14 protein-coding genes, 1 pseudogene and 1 riboswitch are annotated in these 15,179 nt (G+C 67.6%); of the genes and pseudogenes, 7 read left to right on the plus strand and 8 right to left on the minus strand.

The window, feature by feature from the left end:
- The 4 genes and pseudogenes from B1964_RS06200 to B1964_RS06215 all read right to left on the minus strand — a co-directional run.
- Nucleotides 1-432 (minus strand): annotated as a pseudogene (locus B1964_RS06200) (hypothetical protein); the annotation flags it as partial.
- A 52-nt stretch (nt 433-484) separates the two neighbouring features.
- Nucleotides 485-1,048, minus strand: a complete 564-nt coding sequence (locus B1964_RS06205; protein ID WP_253193904.1) for a signal peptidase I — start codon at nt 1,046-1,048, stop codon at nt 485-487.
- A 150-nt stretch (nt 1,049-1,198) separates the two neighbouring features.
- Nucleotides 1,199-2,620, minus strand: a complete 1,422-nt coding sequence (locus B1964_RS06210) for a cutinase family protein (RefSeq protein ID WP_253193905.1) — start codon at nt 2,618-2,620, stop codon at nt 1,199-1,201.
- A 170-nt stretch (nt 2,621-2,790) separates the two neighbouring features.
- On the minus strand, nt 2,791-3,429 hold the full coding sequence (locus tag B1964_RS06215; protein ID WP_079929241.1) for a SipW-dependent-type signal peptide-containing protein: 639 nt from the start codon (nt 3,427-3,429) through the stop codon (nt 2,791-2,793).
- Between the two features lie 412 nt (nt 3,430-3,841).
- On the opposite strand from B1964_RS06215, the gene B1964_RS06220 reads away from it, so the two are divergent.
- Complete coding sequence (locus B1964_RS06220) at nt 3,842-4,069, plus strand: DUF167 domain-containing protein (protein WP_014359505.1); 228 nt, start codon at nt 3,842-3,844, stop codon at nt 4,067-4,069.
- A gap of 225 nt (nt 4,070-4,294) precedes the next feature.
- Nucleotides 4,295-4,744, plus strand: coding sequence for a hypothetical protein (locus B1964_RS06225; protein ID WP_014359506.1), 450 nt, complete (start codon nt 4,295-4,297; stop codon nt 4,742-4,744).
- A 16-nt stretch (nt 4,745-4,760) separates the two neighbouring features.
- On the opposite strand, the gene B1964_RS06230 is transcribed toward B1964_RS06225, so the two are convergent.
- Together B1964_RS06230 and B1964_RS06235 are read right to left on the minus strand one after the other, a co-directional pair.
- Entirely contained in the window at nt 4,761-5,225 is a 465-nt protein-coding gene (locus B1964_RS06230; protein WP_006367533.1) for a tRNA (cytidine(34)-2'-O)-methyltransferase, read from the minus strand.
- Between the two features lie 5 nt (nt 5,226-5,230).
- Nucleotides 5,231-6,232 (minus strand): serine/threonine dehydratase, encoded by a 1,002-nt coding sequence (locus tag B1964_RS06235; protein WP_079929242.1) that lies wholly within the window; start codon nt 6,230-6,232, stop codon nt 5,231-5,233.
- Between the two features lie 62 nt (nt 6,233-6,294).
- Here B1964_RS06235 and B1964_RS06240 point away from each other — a divergent pair, with 62 nt between their 5' ends.
- The 3 genes from B1964_RS06240 to B1964_RS06250 all read left to right on the plus strand — a co-directional run bounded on the left by B1964_RS06240 (nt 6,295) and on the right by B1964_RS06250 (nt 9,174).
- Entirely contained in the window at nt 6,295-7,209 is a 915-nt protein-coding gene (locus tag B1964_RS06240; RefSeq protein ID WP_216354227.1) for a bifunctional methylenetetrahydrofolate dehydrogenase/methenyltetrahydrofolate cyclohydrolase, read from the plus strand.
- Nucleotides 7,206-7,529, plus strand: a complete 324-nt coding sequence (locus B1964_RS06245) for a DUF3017 domain-containing protein (RefSeq protein WP_006367530.1) — start codon at nt 7,206-7,208, stop codon at nt 7,527-7,529. Before B1964_RS06240 ends, B1964_RS06245 begins: the two co-directional genes overlap by 4 nt.
- Before the next feature lie 85 nt (nt 7,530-7,614).
- Nucleotides 7,615-9,174: an Hsp70 family protein gene (locus tag B1964_RS06250; protein WP_079929244.1), complete on the plus strand. Its 1,560-nt coding sequence runs from the start codon at nt 7,615-7,617 to the stop codon at nt 9,172-9,174.
- Nucleotides 9,175-9,238: 64 nt separating this feature from the next.
- Here B1964_RS06250 and B1964_RS06255 read toward each other — a convergent pair whose 3' ends face one another.
- Together B1964_RS06255 and B1964_RS06260 are read right to left on the minus strand one after the other, a co-directional pair.
- Nucleotides 9,239-10,387: a homoserine O-acetyltransferase gene (locus B1964_RS06255; RefSeq protein ID WP_014359510.1), complete on the minus strand. Its 1,149-nt coding sequence runs from the start codon at nt 10,385-10,387 to the stop codon at nt 9,239-9,241.
- Nucleotides 10,388-10,411: 24 nt separating this feature from the next.
- Entirely contained in the window at nt 10,412-11,746 is a 1,335-nt protein-coding gene (locus B1964_RS06260) for a bifunctional o-acetylhomoserine/o-acetylserine sulfhydrylase (RefSeq protein ID WP_079929245.1), read from the minus strand.
- Between the two features lie 61 nt (nt 11,747-11,807).
- Nucleotides 11,808-11,928, minus strand: a riboswitch (SAM riboswitch).
- A gap of 218 nt (nt 11,929-12,146) precedes the next feature.
- On the opposite strand from B1964_RS06260, the gene B1964_RS06265 reads away from it, so the two are divergent.
- Both B1964_RS06265 and B1964_RS06270 read left to right on the plus strand, forming a co-directional pair.
- The gene (locus tag B1964_RS06265) at nt 12,147-13,922 is read left to right on the plus strand and encodes a PE-PPE domain-containing protein (RefSeq protein ID WP_079929246.1); all 1,776 of its coding nucleotides are present in this window, start codon (nt 12,147-12,149) and stop codon (nt 13,920-13,922) included.
- Nucleotides 13,923-14,114: 192 nt separating this feature from the next.
- The coding region (locus tag B1964_RS06270) for an MFS transporter (RefSeq protein ID WP_253193906.1) at nt 14,115-15,179 on the plus strand (1,065 nt) is incomplete at its 3' end.

Raw genomic sequence — 15,179 nt, forward strand, 5'->3', positions numbered from 1 at the left:
CAGCTGAACCCGGCGACTCGACGACAGTGCGGTCGCGTAGATCTCGAAGCTGTTCATCGTCGCCGAGGCCGAGCCGGTCGCGTTTCCGGAGGCGGTGTAGCTCGCGGTCGACGTGCCGGCGCCCTCGGCTCTGGTGATCCCGAGCAGCCCGCTGGTGTCGATGACATCGGTGACGGTGGACGTACCGGCATTGTCGTGGGTGTGGGTGACGCGGGTGGCCTCGACGTTGTCGGTGGTGATGACGCGATCGATGGTGGCCCGACCGGTGAGCGAGCGTGCGTACCCCTCGGTGACGTCGGCCCGGGCGAACGTCGAGGTACCCCAGATCGCGGACTGCCAGGAGGCGAGTACCCCGGTGGTCTGGACGGCGAGCATGCCGGCGGCGATGGTTGCGATGGCGGCGAGGACGACGGCGATCTTGGTGCGTGTCATGGTGGTTTCCGGTGCGAGCAGGTGGATGGGTGGACGGTGGACGCGGGCGAGCTCACTCGCGGATGCGAGGCGAGCGTGGCCAGAACGCCCAGAGCACCAGCAGCGAGGCACAGATGGTGATCGTGCCGAGTACGTAGGGATTGGCCAGCCACACCACGCCCTTGGCGAGTCCTGTTGCGTGCCAGACGACTTCACGGACTTCGGCGACCCGGTACATGCCCGGATCCGGGTTGGGATTGGCGTCGCCCTTCATGGCGATCAACGCGTGGCCGTCGGCTCGGGGGTGGACCTCGGTCACCCGGTGGGTGACCGGACGTCCCGTCTCACGATCGACGGTGACGATGTCGCCGACGGAGATCTCCGACGCCGGTATCTGATGGACCCGGGCCAGCGATCCCTGCGGAATCGTCGGTGACATCGATCCGGTCTTGAACATGATCAGTGAGTAGTTGCCCACGAAGGCCCAGATGACCAGCACGATGCACACAAGGCCTGCGGCGGCGAGGACATTCATGATCGTGTTCTCGAGCACGCGCAGAATCGGTGATCGGGGCGGCGGGCCCGCCGGTGCGGGGTCGATGGGAGTCGCCGGGCCGGTGTCGTTGGTGGTGTGCACCGACCACGCGAGGATGGTGGGGTGTGCCGTGACGACGCCGGGTGTGACGTGGCGCGTGTCATTGTCTTTCTTTCTCGTGCTGAGGTTTTCGTGCGCGACCGATGCGGAGGGCCGATCGCTTGGTCAGGTCTCGCCGATCCGGCTCGAGAGTCAGGTGCCGATCCAGTCGAGTGCCGTGGTCCCGTGGTCGTCGACGACGAAGGAGCGGTAGTCGACATGTGCGTCGGAGGCGGCGAAGTCGGCGGCGGTGACCGCGTCGGTGATGACTGCCGCCGGGTCGGCGATCGCGTGGGCGGCGATGACGCGTGCCAACGCGCTTGCGGCGTCGGTCAATTCGGTCGACACCAAGGGGGTACCGGACGGACCGGCACTGCGTCCGGTGACGAAATCATTCGCCAGGGAGCCGAGTTCACGTGTGATGTCGACGACGTCGCCTGCCGAGGTGACGACATCGGGGGTGGTGAGGACTGCGTCGGAGGGTGTGAGACGACCGAGGACGTACCAGCTGAGTTCCTGAATCCGGCCGACGACGTCGGCGGTGCGTTCGATGTCGACGCGATCCAGGATGCGGGCGAGTGCGGCTGCGGCCGTGATCATTCCGGTCTCATCCGGGATGACGGTGAGAACGTCGGCGACGGTGCCGTAATCGATGGCGGCGGCGAGCGTCACCAGCGGGCGCAATTGGTTGTTCAGGGTTCCCGAGATCTGGTGGGCGGCGCGCAGGTCGCCGGCGACGAGACTCTCGCGGAGCCGGTCGGCGTTGTCGGCGATTCCGGCCATGTCGAGCGAGGCCAGGGTGCTCATCGCGTCGGCGGTCCGGGTGAGAGCCGATTCGGTCTCCTCGGTGGTTGTCCCGAGAGCCGAACCGATCTGCCCGAGAACGGGATTGCGGTCCTTGTCGATGGAGCAGTACAGATCGTCGGGGTGGCAGATCGTGATCACCTTGCCCGCGAGCGCACCCATGCCCTGGGGACGGGGGTCGGCGATCCCGGTGCCCGTCGAGGTGGGGCCGACGGTCTGCTCCCCGTCGGTTCCGGACCGGGGGTCGGCCAGCAACGCCACTGCGCGGACGCGATCTGCGGTCACCGGACCGTCACCGTGACCGATGGCGGCGGCGAGATCGCCTGCGGCGTCGGCGCCTTGGCTGTATCCGGTGATGGTGTAGCTCGCGCCGGGATGTACTGCGGCGTGTTCGCGCAGAATCTGTGACGCGTTGGCGACCGCGGTGGATTTGCTTGTCGCGTAACTCTGCCCGTTGTCGAAGGCGCGAGCCATGTAGGGAAGGAAGTAGACGACCGCGCCGGCGCCGTGATCGGCGGCGATGCGGTTGGCGACCGGTTCGAGCATGCCGGTGGCCGAGGTGGGATCGGCGGCATCGTCGGTCTCCCAGGTCCCCGGGATGAACAGGTTGAAGGTGGCCGCTGTCGGTGTGCTCGCTGTTGCGGTCGTGGCGACCGGCGATGTCAGCGCGCCGAAGCCGAGAATGGCGGTGGCCGCGGCGATCGATATGGCCAACAGCGAACGCAGGTGGCGGCCGATCCGGATGGGTGTGTCAGGGGTACATGTTCTCATCGTGCTCTCCCGGGGGAGTGCGTGAGTGGTGACCACGATGGTGATTGCGGTCGAAAAAGTCTGTGATACAGCGGAAGTGATGGACGTCGCTGAGTTCTTGTGATGATGCGGGCAGGCGGGCCGGCGCGGTGGCCGGCCGCCTGCGTGAGGAGGGGACCAGCGGGATCCGCTCAGCTGTCGACGCTTTGGGCCGACATCTCCCAGGCCGCGTTGACGGTTTGGTCGAGTCCCGACGGATTGGTCCCGGACGGCAGGGTCACGGTGAACCCCAGCCATTTCTGGCCGTTCGCGTCGACCCGGACCGTCGACGAACTCTGTCCGGAGGTCATGGCGCTGTTACTCAGAATGGCCGAACCGCCGGTGCCGTCGTATGTGCCCGGATTAACAGCGCCCAGGTCGGCAATGCTGACGATGAGCTTCTGGCCAAGGGTGTTGGTGCTGTCGACCCTGGCGCCCTGGACGGTGACGTCGGCGGCCATGTTGCCCTCGGTCTCCTTGAGTCCGACCAGCGCATGGACGGAGTCGCCGGGCATCAATGCGCTGGGATCGATGGTTCCCAGAGTGAAGACCATGTTGCCCGCGTCGTCCTGTGTCAGGAATTCGTCCCAGTTCGCCCCGGCGTCGAAGCTGCCCTGAACGTTCCAGGAATTCTCGCCGGTGCCGAATTGCGAGTCGCCCCACACGGAATCGTTCCAGGCGGCGAGGGTGATCACCGCGCCTACGCCGAGGACCGAGCCCGCGGCGAGAAGGGCCTTCTTCTTGCGGCGCTTGGCGGTGGGGTCGGGGGTCCGGCTGTTGTTGATGGTCATCTTTCTATCCGATTGTCGCTGGTGGTAAGTGGCGGATTCGCCACTCATCACACAATAACAAGTTATGAGGACATATATTTCAATTCTGTCTACATTGCTCGATATTCGGCCGTCCGAACATATAACAATGGCCATGCGATATTGAAAAAGAGTGTTGCGCAACGCAATTGGAGGATATCGCGAGCATCCGAAAGTGAAGGGGGCCGTGCATGGGTTGCCAAGAAGACGCAACCCGTGCGATGTCTCCGGGCTCACTGGGCGACGATAGGTGACCCGGGGGACAGCGGGCTGTGGTGCGATCGGTCCGGACACCGGGCTGCGCTGATGCGGTGAGAGCGGCCGCATCGGGCATACGGCACAATCGTCACCGGGCCTGCGCCGCGGCGGGACGTGACGATTCGAGGGGTGGAGAATGCCACAGCAAGTGGTGGTGACGGTGAAGCCGAACAGTCGGAAGGGACCATTGGTGCAGACCGGTCCGGACGGCTCGATCACGATTTACGTGCGTGAGCCCGCCACCGAGGGCAAGGCCAACAAGGCGGTCGCCGAACTACTCGCCGCCCACCTGGGTGTGCCTAAGTCGAGGGTGAACCTCATCGGCGGCGCGACCTCACGCACCAAACGCTTCCGGGTCGCCTGAGGAGGGTTTCTCGGGTCTCCGCACGCGAGCAGCAGGAAGTGGCATCATCGGGTCATGTCACCTGACAGCTCCCCGTCGAACTCGGAATCTGCCGTGCGACAACAGGTTACGCAAACCGAAGAATTGCCCCATACCGGAGAATCCGGCTCGATACCGAGCGGGCCGGCGCAGCACGCGTACGGGCAGGCCGGTGACGCCGATCTGTCCGCGGCCCGACTGCCGTGGGTGCGCTTGCGACGGGCGTGGCGTGGGTCGCTCGAGCCCGGCGAACAATCCGCGGTGCTGTCGTGGGCGGCCTTCACCACGACCTTCGTCACCGCGCGCGGCATCACGCACTGGATTCGCGCCGGTCACGGCCCCGCCGGCGGTGGAATGAGTCTGGGAGGACACCACTTTCACCACTACAACATCGGAATCGGGTTACTCGGCGCCATCGGTGCCGTCGCGGTGCGCGGAGCCGAACGACACCGGCGCCACCCGGCGACCGCCATCGCCTACGGCACCGGCGTCGGACTCATCGTCGACGAACTGGCCCTGTTGCTCGATCTCGAGGACGTCTATTGGGCCAAGCAGGGCCGAACCAGCGTGGACGCCGCCGTCGCCATCATCGGAGCCGGTGGATTGGCCGTCGCCGGAATGGCTTTCTGGCCGGAGGCCCGAAAAGCGCTGCGCTGAGGAACGTGCGCAGGATTCACACCGCCCCGTCGAACCCCTGTTGTCGCCAGGCCTCGTACACCGCGATACTCGCCGCGTTCGCGAGATTGTGCGAGCGTCGGCCGGCGAGCATCGGTATGCGGATGCGGTCGGTGATCTCCGGCTCGTCGAGAACCTCCTCGGGCAGTCCCGTCGGCTCGGGGCCGAACAACAGGACGTCGCCGGGACGGTAGTCGACGTCGGTGTGATAGCGCTGCGCATGCGCGGTGAAGGCGAACACGCGCTGCGGCTTGAGCGTCGTCCATGCCGTGACCAGGTTGGGATGCACTGTCACCGTGGCCATTTCGTGGTAGTCCAGGCCGGCTCGTTTGACCTGGGCGTCCGACATCGAGAACCCCAGCGGCTCGATCAGATGGAGCTCGCATCCGGTGTTCGCGGCCAGCCGGATCGCGTTGCCGGTGTTGGGCGGGATGCACGGTTGGTAGAACATGATCCGGAACATGGCTGTCATTGTGCCGGGTGCAGGTCGTCGAGCCTGGTGTTGGCCCCGCACAGGACGATGCACAACGTGGAATCGGTCGCGGGTTCGACGGCGCCGGTGGTGACCGCAGCGACGGCGGTGGCCGTGCCGTGTTCGATGACGATCCGGAAGCGGTCCCACATCATCCGGCGGGCCGCGATGAGGTCGGCGTCGTCGACGACCACGGAGTCCACGGCCCGGTCGGCGATGGTCGCCCAGCAGATGCCGCCGACCCGACTCGCACCCAGCGAATCCGCCGCGATGCTGTCCAGCTCGACGGTGACGGGCTCTCCGGCCGCCCGGGCCTGATCCAGACACGAGGCGCCGATCGGTTCGGCGCCGATGAGGCGGTCACCGGGCCGCAACGTGGCAGCGAGTCCGGCGAGCAGACCGCCACCGCCGACACAGGCGACGGTCTGCAGTCTGTGGCCGGGGAGGTCCTCGGCCACCTCGAGGCCGATGGTCCCGGCGCCGGCCACGATCGTCGGCAGATCGTAGGCGTGCAACAGCAGTGCGCCGGAGTCGGCGGCCAGCGCGGCGGCGGCGTCGGCGGACTCCTGATAACGAGTGCCGATGAGCCGCACCGTCGCACCGAGTGAACGCAGCGCCGAGATCTTGACCGCCGGAGCGGTCTCGGGGACCACCACGGTCGCCGGAACGCCGACGAGTCGGGCAGCCCAGGCCGCACCGAGCGCGGCGTTGCCGCCGGAGGCCACGAGAACCCCGGCCTCGGGCAGGGTATCGTGGGCGACGGCGTCGAGCACCGCGTTGAGACTGCCGCGCACCTTGAAGCAGCCACCGAGCTGCGTGTACTCCAGCTTGAACACCACATCGACCGGTCCGCCGACCGTGTCGAGCGTGGTCTCGAGCAGGGGAGTGCGCCGCAGGCGGCCCGCGAGTCGTGCACGCGCCGCCATCACGTCGGCAGCGGTGACGGCGACGGGGGTTCCGGCGCGATCGGCGTCCCGATCGGGCGCTGCAGGCGACATGAGCGCAGGCTACCGGCCCGGCCGGGCGATCGGTCGCACAGCGGAATGGAACAATGGTCGGCGTGAGCGCGATACGACTGGACGGCAAGGCCACCCGCGACGAGATCTTCACCGACCTCGCCGCACGAGTGGAGAAGTTGCGCAGTGCGGGAGTCACCCCAGGACTCGGGACCATCCTGGTCGGCGACGACCCCGGCTCGCAGTCCTACGTCAAGGGCAAGCACGCCGATTGTGCGCGGATCGGGGTGTCGTCGATCCGCAAGGATCTGCCCGCAGACACGACGACCGAGGACCTCAATGCGGCCATCGACGAACTCAACGCCGATCCCGCCTGTACCGGGTACATCGTGCAGCTCCCATTGCCGAAACATCTCGACGAGAACGCTGCGCTCGAGCGTATCGACCCGGCCAAGGACGCCGATGGCCTCCATCCGATCAACCTCGGCCGACTCGTGCTGGGCAAGGAATCGACCCTGCCGTGTACGCCGCGGGGGGTCATCCACCTGCTACGGCGCTACGGCATCGACATCGCGGGTGCGCGGGTGACCGTCATCGGCCGCGGCGTCACCATCGGCAGGCCCATCGGCCTGCTGCTGACGCGGCGCAGCGAGAACGCCACCGTGGCCCTGTGCCACACCGGTACGCGCGACCTCGCCGCCGAGGTGGCCCGCGCAGACATCGTCATCGCCGCGGCAGGGGTGCCGCATCTGGTGACCGCCGACATGGTCAAGCCGGGTGCCGCCGTGATCGATGTCGGCGTCAGCCGGACCGAGGACGGCCTGCGCGGCGACGTCGCGCCCGACGTCTGGGATGTGGCCGGACACGTCTCGCCCAACCCGGGCGGGGTCGGGCCGCTCACGCGCGCCTTCTTGCTGGTGAACGTCGTCGAACGGGCCGAGGCTCAGCTCGCGGCGCTCACCGCAGGCGACTCCGTGCGGAACGCCGCGGGCGACGCCGTCGGGACCCGTTCGCGATGACCGGCGGCGCCCCCCAACGGGTGGAGCGGTTGCGCCACGTCCGACGGGTGCGCGCCTACGCGGTACAGATTCCCTACCTGCTGGTGCTGCTCGGCGTCGTGGCCGCCGCGGCACTCGTGTTGTTCGATCGATGGCGTCGCGGAGCGTTCGTGTTCGGATCGGCGTTGTTGTTCGGCGCACTCCTGCGCGCGCTGATCCCCACCTCGCGGGCCGGGTTGCTGCAGGTCAGGGGTAAATTCTTCGATGTCGCGGCAATGGCGTCGGCAGGTGCGCTGATCCTCTGGCTGGCGACGTCGATCGACCCTTTGGGCACAGATTGATTACACTGGTGACCTAAGCGTGACATTCGGGGTACGGACCCGACGCACAAACTCCGCCGAGCGGAGCGATTGTTAGCAACACTAAGTGGGGATTGACATCAGTTCGACGTTCGAGATCAACGACCAGGCAAGATCGGGCGACACCACGTCGCTGGGCGTCTCCGTCGGTGAGGGAATGATCCATTACGTCCTGCTCACGCACGACGAGGCAGGTCGCACCGCCCTCGAGGCGCGCGTCTTCGACGTCGATCCCACCGACGGACTCGATTCGGTGGGACGCGTGAACGCGGGCATCGACCTGATGCTCGACGCCGCCCGCGCCGCCGAACTACGCGTCGGCCCGATCGGGGTGGCGGCGCGGACCGCCACCCAGCGCCGTCGTCTGCGCTCGGGAGGGTCGGGTACCCGCCGTCAGATCCACCTCGGCTCCGATGAAGAAGCGGTCGCCGAATTCCTGACCCGAACCGGACAGATCGGACGATTCTCGTCGGTGGTCGTCGCCGATTGCGGCGACACCGGCGTGTCGCTCTACACCGTGGATCCGGCCGCAGGCCGGGTCGGGACGATCGAGAGGTCGACGGTGCTCAGCGGACGCCGGATCGACGAGGCGCTCGCCGACCACATCGCCGCGGAGGTGGACGGCGCCGACGCCGGCACCCGCACCAAGCGCCAGCGGGCCAAGCTGGTCAGCGCCTGCCGCACAGCGAAAGAAGAGGTCGCCGACCCCACGTCCGCCTCGGGTGCATCGACCGCGGGGCTGGGCTCATCGGCAGGATTGGCCGGGGTGTCGTTGACCTCGGCGACCGTCGAGCGCGTCGCCGGCCCGATGGTCGACGAGGCGCGCGAGGTGTTCGCCCGCTACCTCGCCGATCTCCGGTTGCGCGGTGACGCCCCCGACGCCGCGGTGCTGGTCGGTGGGTTGGCGAATCTCCCCGTCACCCGACGAATCGTGCCCGATGCCGGACTCGAACTCCTCACCCCGGCGTCGCCGGAATTGGCCGCGGCCACCGGTGCGGCGATGCTCGCCGGCAAGTCGGGAACCAACCGACTGGCCTTCATCGGCGGTCGCCGCGCGCGTAGCTGGTCGGCGGTACCGGTGGCGATCGTGGCCGGGATCATCGGTGCGATCGTGATGGCGGCGGTCGCCGTCGGCGCCACCGTGACCGACGACGCCGACCCGCTGCCTTCGCCGACGCGCACCGCCGATGCGCACACCATTGACACCACCCGGGATTCGGGATTCACGACGACGTCACATCACCAGACGACGTCGGTGGTGACCTCGGTCGCAGTGTCTTCGCCGACCTCGCCGGACGGGCACGAGCAACTCCCGAGTTGGGCGACGACCGAACTGCCGCTCACGACGTCGACGACCACCCTGACGCTGGTGCCCAACACCACCACGCCGTCGGTGACCACCCCGTCGACCACCACCCCGACCGGCCCGACACTGACCCCGTATCCGACGCTGCCGATCCCGTCCGGTCTGATCCCGTCCGGTCTGATCCCGAGCATCGTGCCGCCGCAGACGACCGCGCCGGGATTCGCTCCGGAAATCCGGCCCTCACAGCCGTCGTCGAGTACCGCGCAGGCGCCGAGTGCGGGGAATCCGGCGGAGACGACCACCACCACGCCCGCCCGCTGAGACGAGCCCGCCCACGACACCTGCAGGCGCGTGGGCGGGTCGGTCTGTGTCGGATGTGAGTGCGTCAGCGGCGAGCGAGATCCACGGTGCGCTTGAGGAGATCGGCGATCGCGTCGAACTCGGTGAGGAATCCGTCGTGGCCTTTGTCGGACCGGACCACCTGGAGCCCGCCGACGCAATTGCCGAGGCCCTCGGCGATCTCGGCCTGTAACCGCAACGGATACAAGCGATCCGAATCGATGCCGGCGACGATGGTCGGGACGGTGCACGAGGCGAGGGCGGCGGCGATCCCGCCCCGGTTGCGGCCGACGTCGTGGTGGTTCAGCACGTCGGAGAGCACCACGTAGCTGCCCGGATCGAAGCGCTCGATCAGCTTGTCGGCCTGGTGCTCGAGATAACTCTGAATCGCATAGCGACCGCCGAGAAGCGGATTCTCTTGCGCCTGAGGCGTATTGGCGAACCGCTCGTCGAGCTCACCCTCGAATCGGTAGGTGAGGTGGGCGATGCGCCGGGCGATCCCGAGGCCGGCGATCGGGGACCGTCCGGTGCCGTGGTAGTCGCCGCCCTGCCAGTCGGGATCGGAGGTGATGGCCGCGATCTGGGTGGTCTGCGTGCCGATCTGATCGGCGGTGGCACGCGCGCCGACCGCCAGCACCAGTGCGCTGCGGACCCGATCGGGGTACTCGATCGCCCACTCCAGCGCACGCGCGCCACCCATCGAGCCGCCGAGTACCGCGCCGATTCCCTTGATGCCGAGGGCATCGAGCAGGGCTGCCTCGGCACGCACCTGATCGAGCACGGTGATGTCGGGGAAGCGTGAACCCCAAGGCCGCCCTTGCGAATCCGGCGACGACGGGCCCGTCGACCCACGGCAGCCGCCGAGGACGTTGGCGGAGATGACACACCATTCGTCGGTGTCGATGGCCGCTCCCGGCCCGATCAGACCATCCCACCACCCGGGGGAGGGATGCTCGTCGGTGGGAGCGCCGGTGACGTGCGAGTCACCGGTCAGGGCGTGCAGGGTCAGGATCACGTTGTCCCGTGCAGGCGACAACGCCCCCCAGCGCTGGAACGCCAGGGTGACGTCGTCGAGTTGCTGCCCGTTGTCGAGAGACAACGACCCCAGACGCATTCGGACCATCTGCCCGTCGGGAACTCGTTCCCACTCGGGCTGATGCGTCGTGGTCGCCTGGGGGTCGATGCTCACCGACACGGGTGTTGTGCTCCTGTCCTCGAACTACTTGGCCGCCGCGAAACCCTGGTCGAGGTCGGCGATGATGTCGTCGATGCCCTCGATACCGACGGCCAGGCGCACCAGGCCGGGGGTCACGCCGGCAGCGAGCTGCTCCTCGGGGGTCAGCTGGCTGTGGGTGGTCGACGCGGGGTGGATGACCAGCGACCGCACGTCACCGATGTTGGCGACGTGGCTGTGCAGCGTCAACGCCTCGACGAAGCGCTTCCCGGCGTCGACGCCACCGGCGATCTCGAAGCCGATGATCGCGCCCTGCCCCTTGGGCGCGAGCTTCTGACCACGGGCATACCAGGGCGAGGACTGCAGACCGGCGTAGGCCACCGACTCGACCTGAGCGTGATCGGCGAGGTAGGCCGCGACCCGCTGCGCATTGGCGACGTGGCGCTCGACGCGCAGGCTCAGGGTTTCCAGTCCCTGGGCGAGCAAGAAGGCGTTGAACGGCGAGATCGCCGCGCCGGTGTCACGCAGCAACTGCACGCGCGCCTTGAGCGCGTAGGCCGGCGCACCGAGGTCGGCGAACACCGCACCGTGGTAGCTGGGATCGGGGGTGGTGAAGCCGGGGAACAGATCCTGACCATCACGCTGCACCCGCCAATCGAAGGTGCCGCCGTCGACGATGATGCCGCCGATCGCGGTGCCGTGCCCGCCGATGTACTTGGTCGCCGAATGGACGACGATGTCGGCGCCATGGGCCAGCGGGTTCAGCAGGTACGGGGTGGCGACGGTGTTGTCGACGATCAGCGGCACGCCGTTGCGATGGGCGACCTCGGAGATGCCCTCGATGTCGAGGATCTCGTTGTTGGGGTTGGAGATCGACTCGCCGTAGAACGCGCGGGTGTTGTCGCGGACCGCGGCCTGCCACGAATCGAGATCCTCGGGATCCTCGACGAAGCTCACCTCGATGCCGAGCTTGGGCAGCGTGTAGTGGAAGAGGTTGTAGGTCCCGCCGTAGAGACGCGGGCTCGACACGACGTGTCCGCCGTTCTCCACGATGTTGAGGATGGCGTAGGTCTCGGCGGCCTGACCGGACGCGACCAGCAGTGCTGCGACACCGCCCTCGAGTGCGGCGACCCGCTGCTCGACGGCGTCCTGGGTGGGGTTCATGATGCGGGTGTAGATGTTGCCCGGCTCGGCGAGGCCGAAGAGGTTGGCCGCGTGGGTGGTGTCGTTGAAGACGTACGACGTGGTCTGGTAGATCGGCAGTGCACGAGCGTTTGTGGCGGCGTCGGCCGATTGGCCCACATGGATCTGCTTGGTCTCGAAACTCCAGTTGTCGGCTGGGTTCTGGGCATCCGTGCCGTCATTGGCTACGTCAGACATGAAAATAGATCACTTTCTGCGGTCGGCAGGGTGTGGTGACCCTGATGGGGTCCGACCTTCGGACCCGCGCTTGCCGGGGATGCTCGTCGCGATCCCACAACCCGGTCATCACCCGGAGCACCCCACCGCGGTTGGAGGGTTGCCGATCAGCGAGCCGGGGCTTGACGCTGATACTCATGACCTGGCGACAAGGATATAACACGGTCGTCGTCGGCTGAGAACCCTCCTGCTCAGCCTGGTTTGCGTGCTGGACAGAAACGGTCCGTCCGGTTCGGGCGTGGCGGTAGGTGTCGCCCGGACGGACGAATCGCCGTCCTGATCTCGACCGATCCGCCGGAATCGGCCGCCCCGTCTGCCTACTCTTGCCACATCACGGTTCCCTCGCCCAAGGACGTGTCCGATGCGGCTCTCACCTTCCTTCGCCTCGCTCCGCGGCAGCATCTCGACCGGAGTGGTCGGGGCCGCGAGTGTGGCGCTCATCGCGGCCGCATTCTGGGGTCACGGGGTCGCGTCGGCGGAAACGGCGGCGGCGTGCAGTCAACCCGGTCGGGTGTTCATCGTCGGCGGTACGTGGAATTCCGACGGCTCCTATCTCGTGGGGATCGAACAGCGCTACACCGGGCACGGCGCCAACTGGGAGGAGCTGCCGAACAGTCCGTACTCCGGCGCGGGCGCCTACGAGATCGAGCAGGTCCCGTACTCCGCGACCATCTGGCCACTCGGGTCTGTCGGATACAACGCCAGCGAGGCCGAAGGGTCGGCCAACCTGGAGCAGGCCGTCGCCGCGTACCAGCAGCAGTGCGGTGCCGACAAGAAGATCGTCATCGCCGGCTATTCGCAGGGAGCGCGGTTGGCCGGCGACGTCCTCACCGACATCGGCGCGAATCGGCCGGTGACCATGGACGACGGCTCCACCTACGTCATCTCCACCACCGATTCCGACGGTGCACGCACGGTGTCGGGAGAGCTCTACTCCGATCCGCGGATGTCGGCGACGCTGTGGGGACAGGGGATCGAGGCGACCCTGGTCGGGATCATCCCCGGTCTGACCATGTCCGGAACCAGAGCAGTCACCGACTACGGGGGCCTGCCGGTGACCACCTACTGCATCGCGGGCGATCCGATCTGCGATCTCCCCGATCCGTTCCATGACCCGATCGGCGACCTCGACGCGCTCCTCGGCTACTGGGTCAAGCATGGTCAGTATCCGTTTCACATGTATCAATTCCCGGGTACCGGCACGACCTGGGACATGAACGGCGCGAACGAGCCCATGACATGTACGCAGAGCGGAGCGTTGCAGACCTGCACGATCGCCTCGCCCTCGTCGATGGCCATCCTCACCCAGAACCTCGTCGACGCCGTGGGCCTGCACTGGTCGGTCCCGGACCTCGTGGCCTACCGGTTCCGCCTACCCGACATCATCGGGATCACCCTCGCCGACTTTCAGCCGCCGATCCGGTGGGTCATGGACTGGTTTCCGCCGTTGCCGCAATTGGGCTACGGCGCGTACCTGCCGGATCTGTACGCCTTCGAGAACACCATCACCGGCGTGCTCACCTGGAACGGCGAGCTCTTCGAGCAGGGAGCCCAGGCGTTGCTCGCCAGCGGCAAGAGCATCGTCGCGCTGCCGCTCAATTTCGTGAGGTACTGGGTGGCGCGCGTCGTCGAGGGGATCACGACGGTGCCGAGGGGTTCGACGGGTGCGGGTGCGTCGGTGCTGTCGACCCCGACACATGTCGCGGTGCCGCTGGTTGCGTCCCAGCAGAGCGCAGTCGACGGTGAGACGGGCGCAGTCGACGGTGAGACGGGCGCTGTGGGCGATGAGGCGGGCGCAGTCAGCGGGACCGGGGGCGCTGTCGGTGAGGGCGGGGGCGCTGTCGGCGCAAGGCGGGCACCGGAGTCGAGCACGTCACCTGCTCCTAGTGCGTCACCTGCGCCGAGCACGTCACCTGCGCCGAGCACGTCACCTGCGCCGAGCACGTCACCTGCGCCGAGCACGTCACCGGAGTCGAGTTCGAGGTCCGAGTCGGGCGCGACGCCGTCGCCGTCGGCAACGTCGTCGCAGGAGAGTTCCGCGCCGTCACCAGGTGATGCCGGAAGCGGTTCCGCGCCCGATCAAATTACGGTGCCGACCCCGTCGTCGGTGAAGGAATCCGCTGCCGCCACACCGTGACGGGCGTCTCGATTCCGGTCCGACAAACCCGTGTGAACGAACTCACCCGCGTCGGCGGGAATCCGCGGCGGACGCGCCGTGGTTACGCCTCCCGTGTCGAAATCAGCCCATCCCACCTCCGCCGTGACCGCCGACGCGACGCCCGCGACCGGCGCGGCGCCGTCGGTGGCGTCCGATGATCTCGGTATTGCGTTGTCCGACAATGTTTCTCGTCGCCAGACGTCGCTACGCTGGGCGATCCTGGCGCTCGCGCTCGGCGGTTTCGGTATCGGGACCACCGAGTTCGTCGCGATGGGTCTGTTGCCCAATATCGCCGGCGCCCTCGATGTCAGCGAGCCCACCGCCGGGACGGTGATCTCGGCGTACGCGCTCGGCGTCGTGGTCGGTGCGCCACTCATCGCCGCCCTGACCGCCCGGATGTCGCGGCGCACCTTGCTGATCGGCCTGATGGTCGCCTTCACCGTCGGCAACGTCGCGACGGTGCTCGCGCCGTCCTTCGGCCTGCTGGTCGCGGCGCGGTTCGTGGCCGGTCTGCCGCACGGCGCGTATTTCGGGGTCGCCGCTCTGGTGGCAGCGCATCTCGCGGGTCCGGGCAGGCGCGCCAAGGCGATCGGGCAGGTCATGCTCGGCCTGGCGGTGGCCAACGTCGCAGGCGTGCCCATGGCTGCCTGGCTCGGTGAGCATTTCGGTTGGCGCAGTGCGTTTCTGGTGGTTGTCGTCGTCGGCGTGGCGACCGTCGCCGCCCTGATCCGCAGCCTGCCGTCGTTGCGTGACATGCGCGTCACCAACCCGGTCACCGAACTCGGTGCCCTGCGCCGCTCGCAGGTGTGGTTCACCCTGTTCATCGGAATCGTGGGTTTCGGGGGGATGTTCGCGTTCTACACCTACCTGAACACCACGTTGACCACACTCGGTGGCCTGCCGGTGGGGCTGGTCCCGCTCGCGCTGATGCTGTTCGGGCTGGGCATGGTCGTCGGCAACATCATCGGGGGGATCGCCGCCGACCGCAGCGTGTCGCGCTCGATCCTGGTGGGACTCGTTGGGCTCGCCGCGGTCTTGCTCTGCTTTGCCCTCTTCGTTCAGATCACTTGGGCTGCACTGGCGTTGACCTTCTTGGTGGGTGTCGCCGGCACCTCGATGGTGCCCGCGTTGCAGACCCGTTTGATGGATGTCGCCGAGGACGCCCAGACGCTGGCGGCGGCGCTGAACCATTCGGCCCTCAACATCGCCAATGCCGCCGGCGCATGGCTCGGCGGC

The sequence above is a fragment of the Gordonia sp. i37 genome, from assembly GCF_002043085.1.
Lineage (GTDB): Bacteria > Actinomycetota > Actinomycetes > Mycobacteriales > Mycobacteriaceae > Gordonia > Gordonia polyisoprenivorans.

What these genes read in the sequence shown, in the direction of transcription:
- B1964_RS06220 (WP_014359505.1), top strand. Translation starts at nt 3,842, where the DNA reads ATGCCACAGCAAGTGGTGGTGACGGTGAAGCCGAACAGTCGGAAGGGA.
- B1964_RS06215 (WP_079929241.1), bottom strand. Translation starts at nt 3,429, where the DNA reads ATGACCATCAACAACAGCCGGACCCCCGACCCCACCGCCAAGCGCCGC.
- B1964_RS06230 (WP_006367533.1), bottom strand. Translation starts at nt 5,225, where the DNA reads ATGTTCCGGATCATGTTCTACCAACCGTGCATCCCGCCCAACACCGGC.
- B1964_RS06265 (WP_079929246.1), top strand. Translation starts at nt 12,147, where the DNA reads ATGCGGCTCTCACCTTCCTTCGCCTCGCTCCGCGGCAGCATCTCGACC.
- B1964_RS06260 (WP_079929245.1), bottom strand. Translation starts at nt 11,746, where the DNA reads ATGTCTGACGTAGCCAATGACGGCACGGATGCCCAGAACCCAGCCGAC.
- B1964_RS06210 (WP_253193905.1), bottom strand. Translation starts at nt 2,620, where the DNA reads ATGAGAACATGTACCCCTGACACACCCATCCGGATCGGCCGCCACCTG.
- B1964_RS06245 (WP_006367530.1), top strand. Translation starts at nt 7,206, where the DNA reads ATGACCGGCGGCGCCCCCCAACGGGTGGAGCGGTTGCGCCACGTCCGA.
- B1964_RS06235 (WP_079929242.1), bottom strand. Translation starts at nt 6,232, where the DNA reads ATGTCGCCTGCAGCGCCCGATCGGGACGCCGATCGCGCCGGAACCCCC.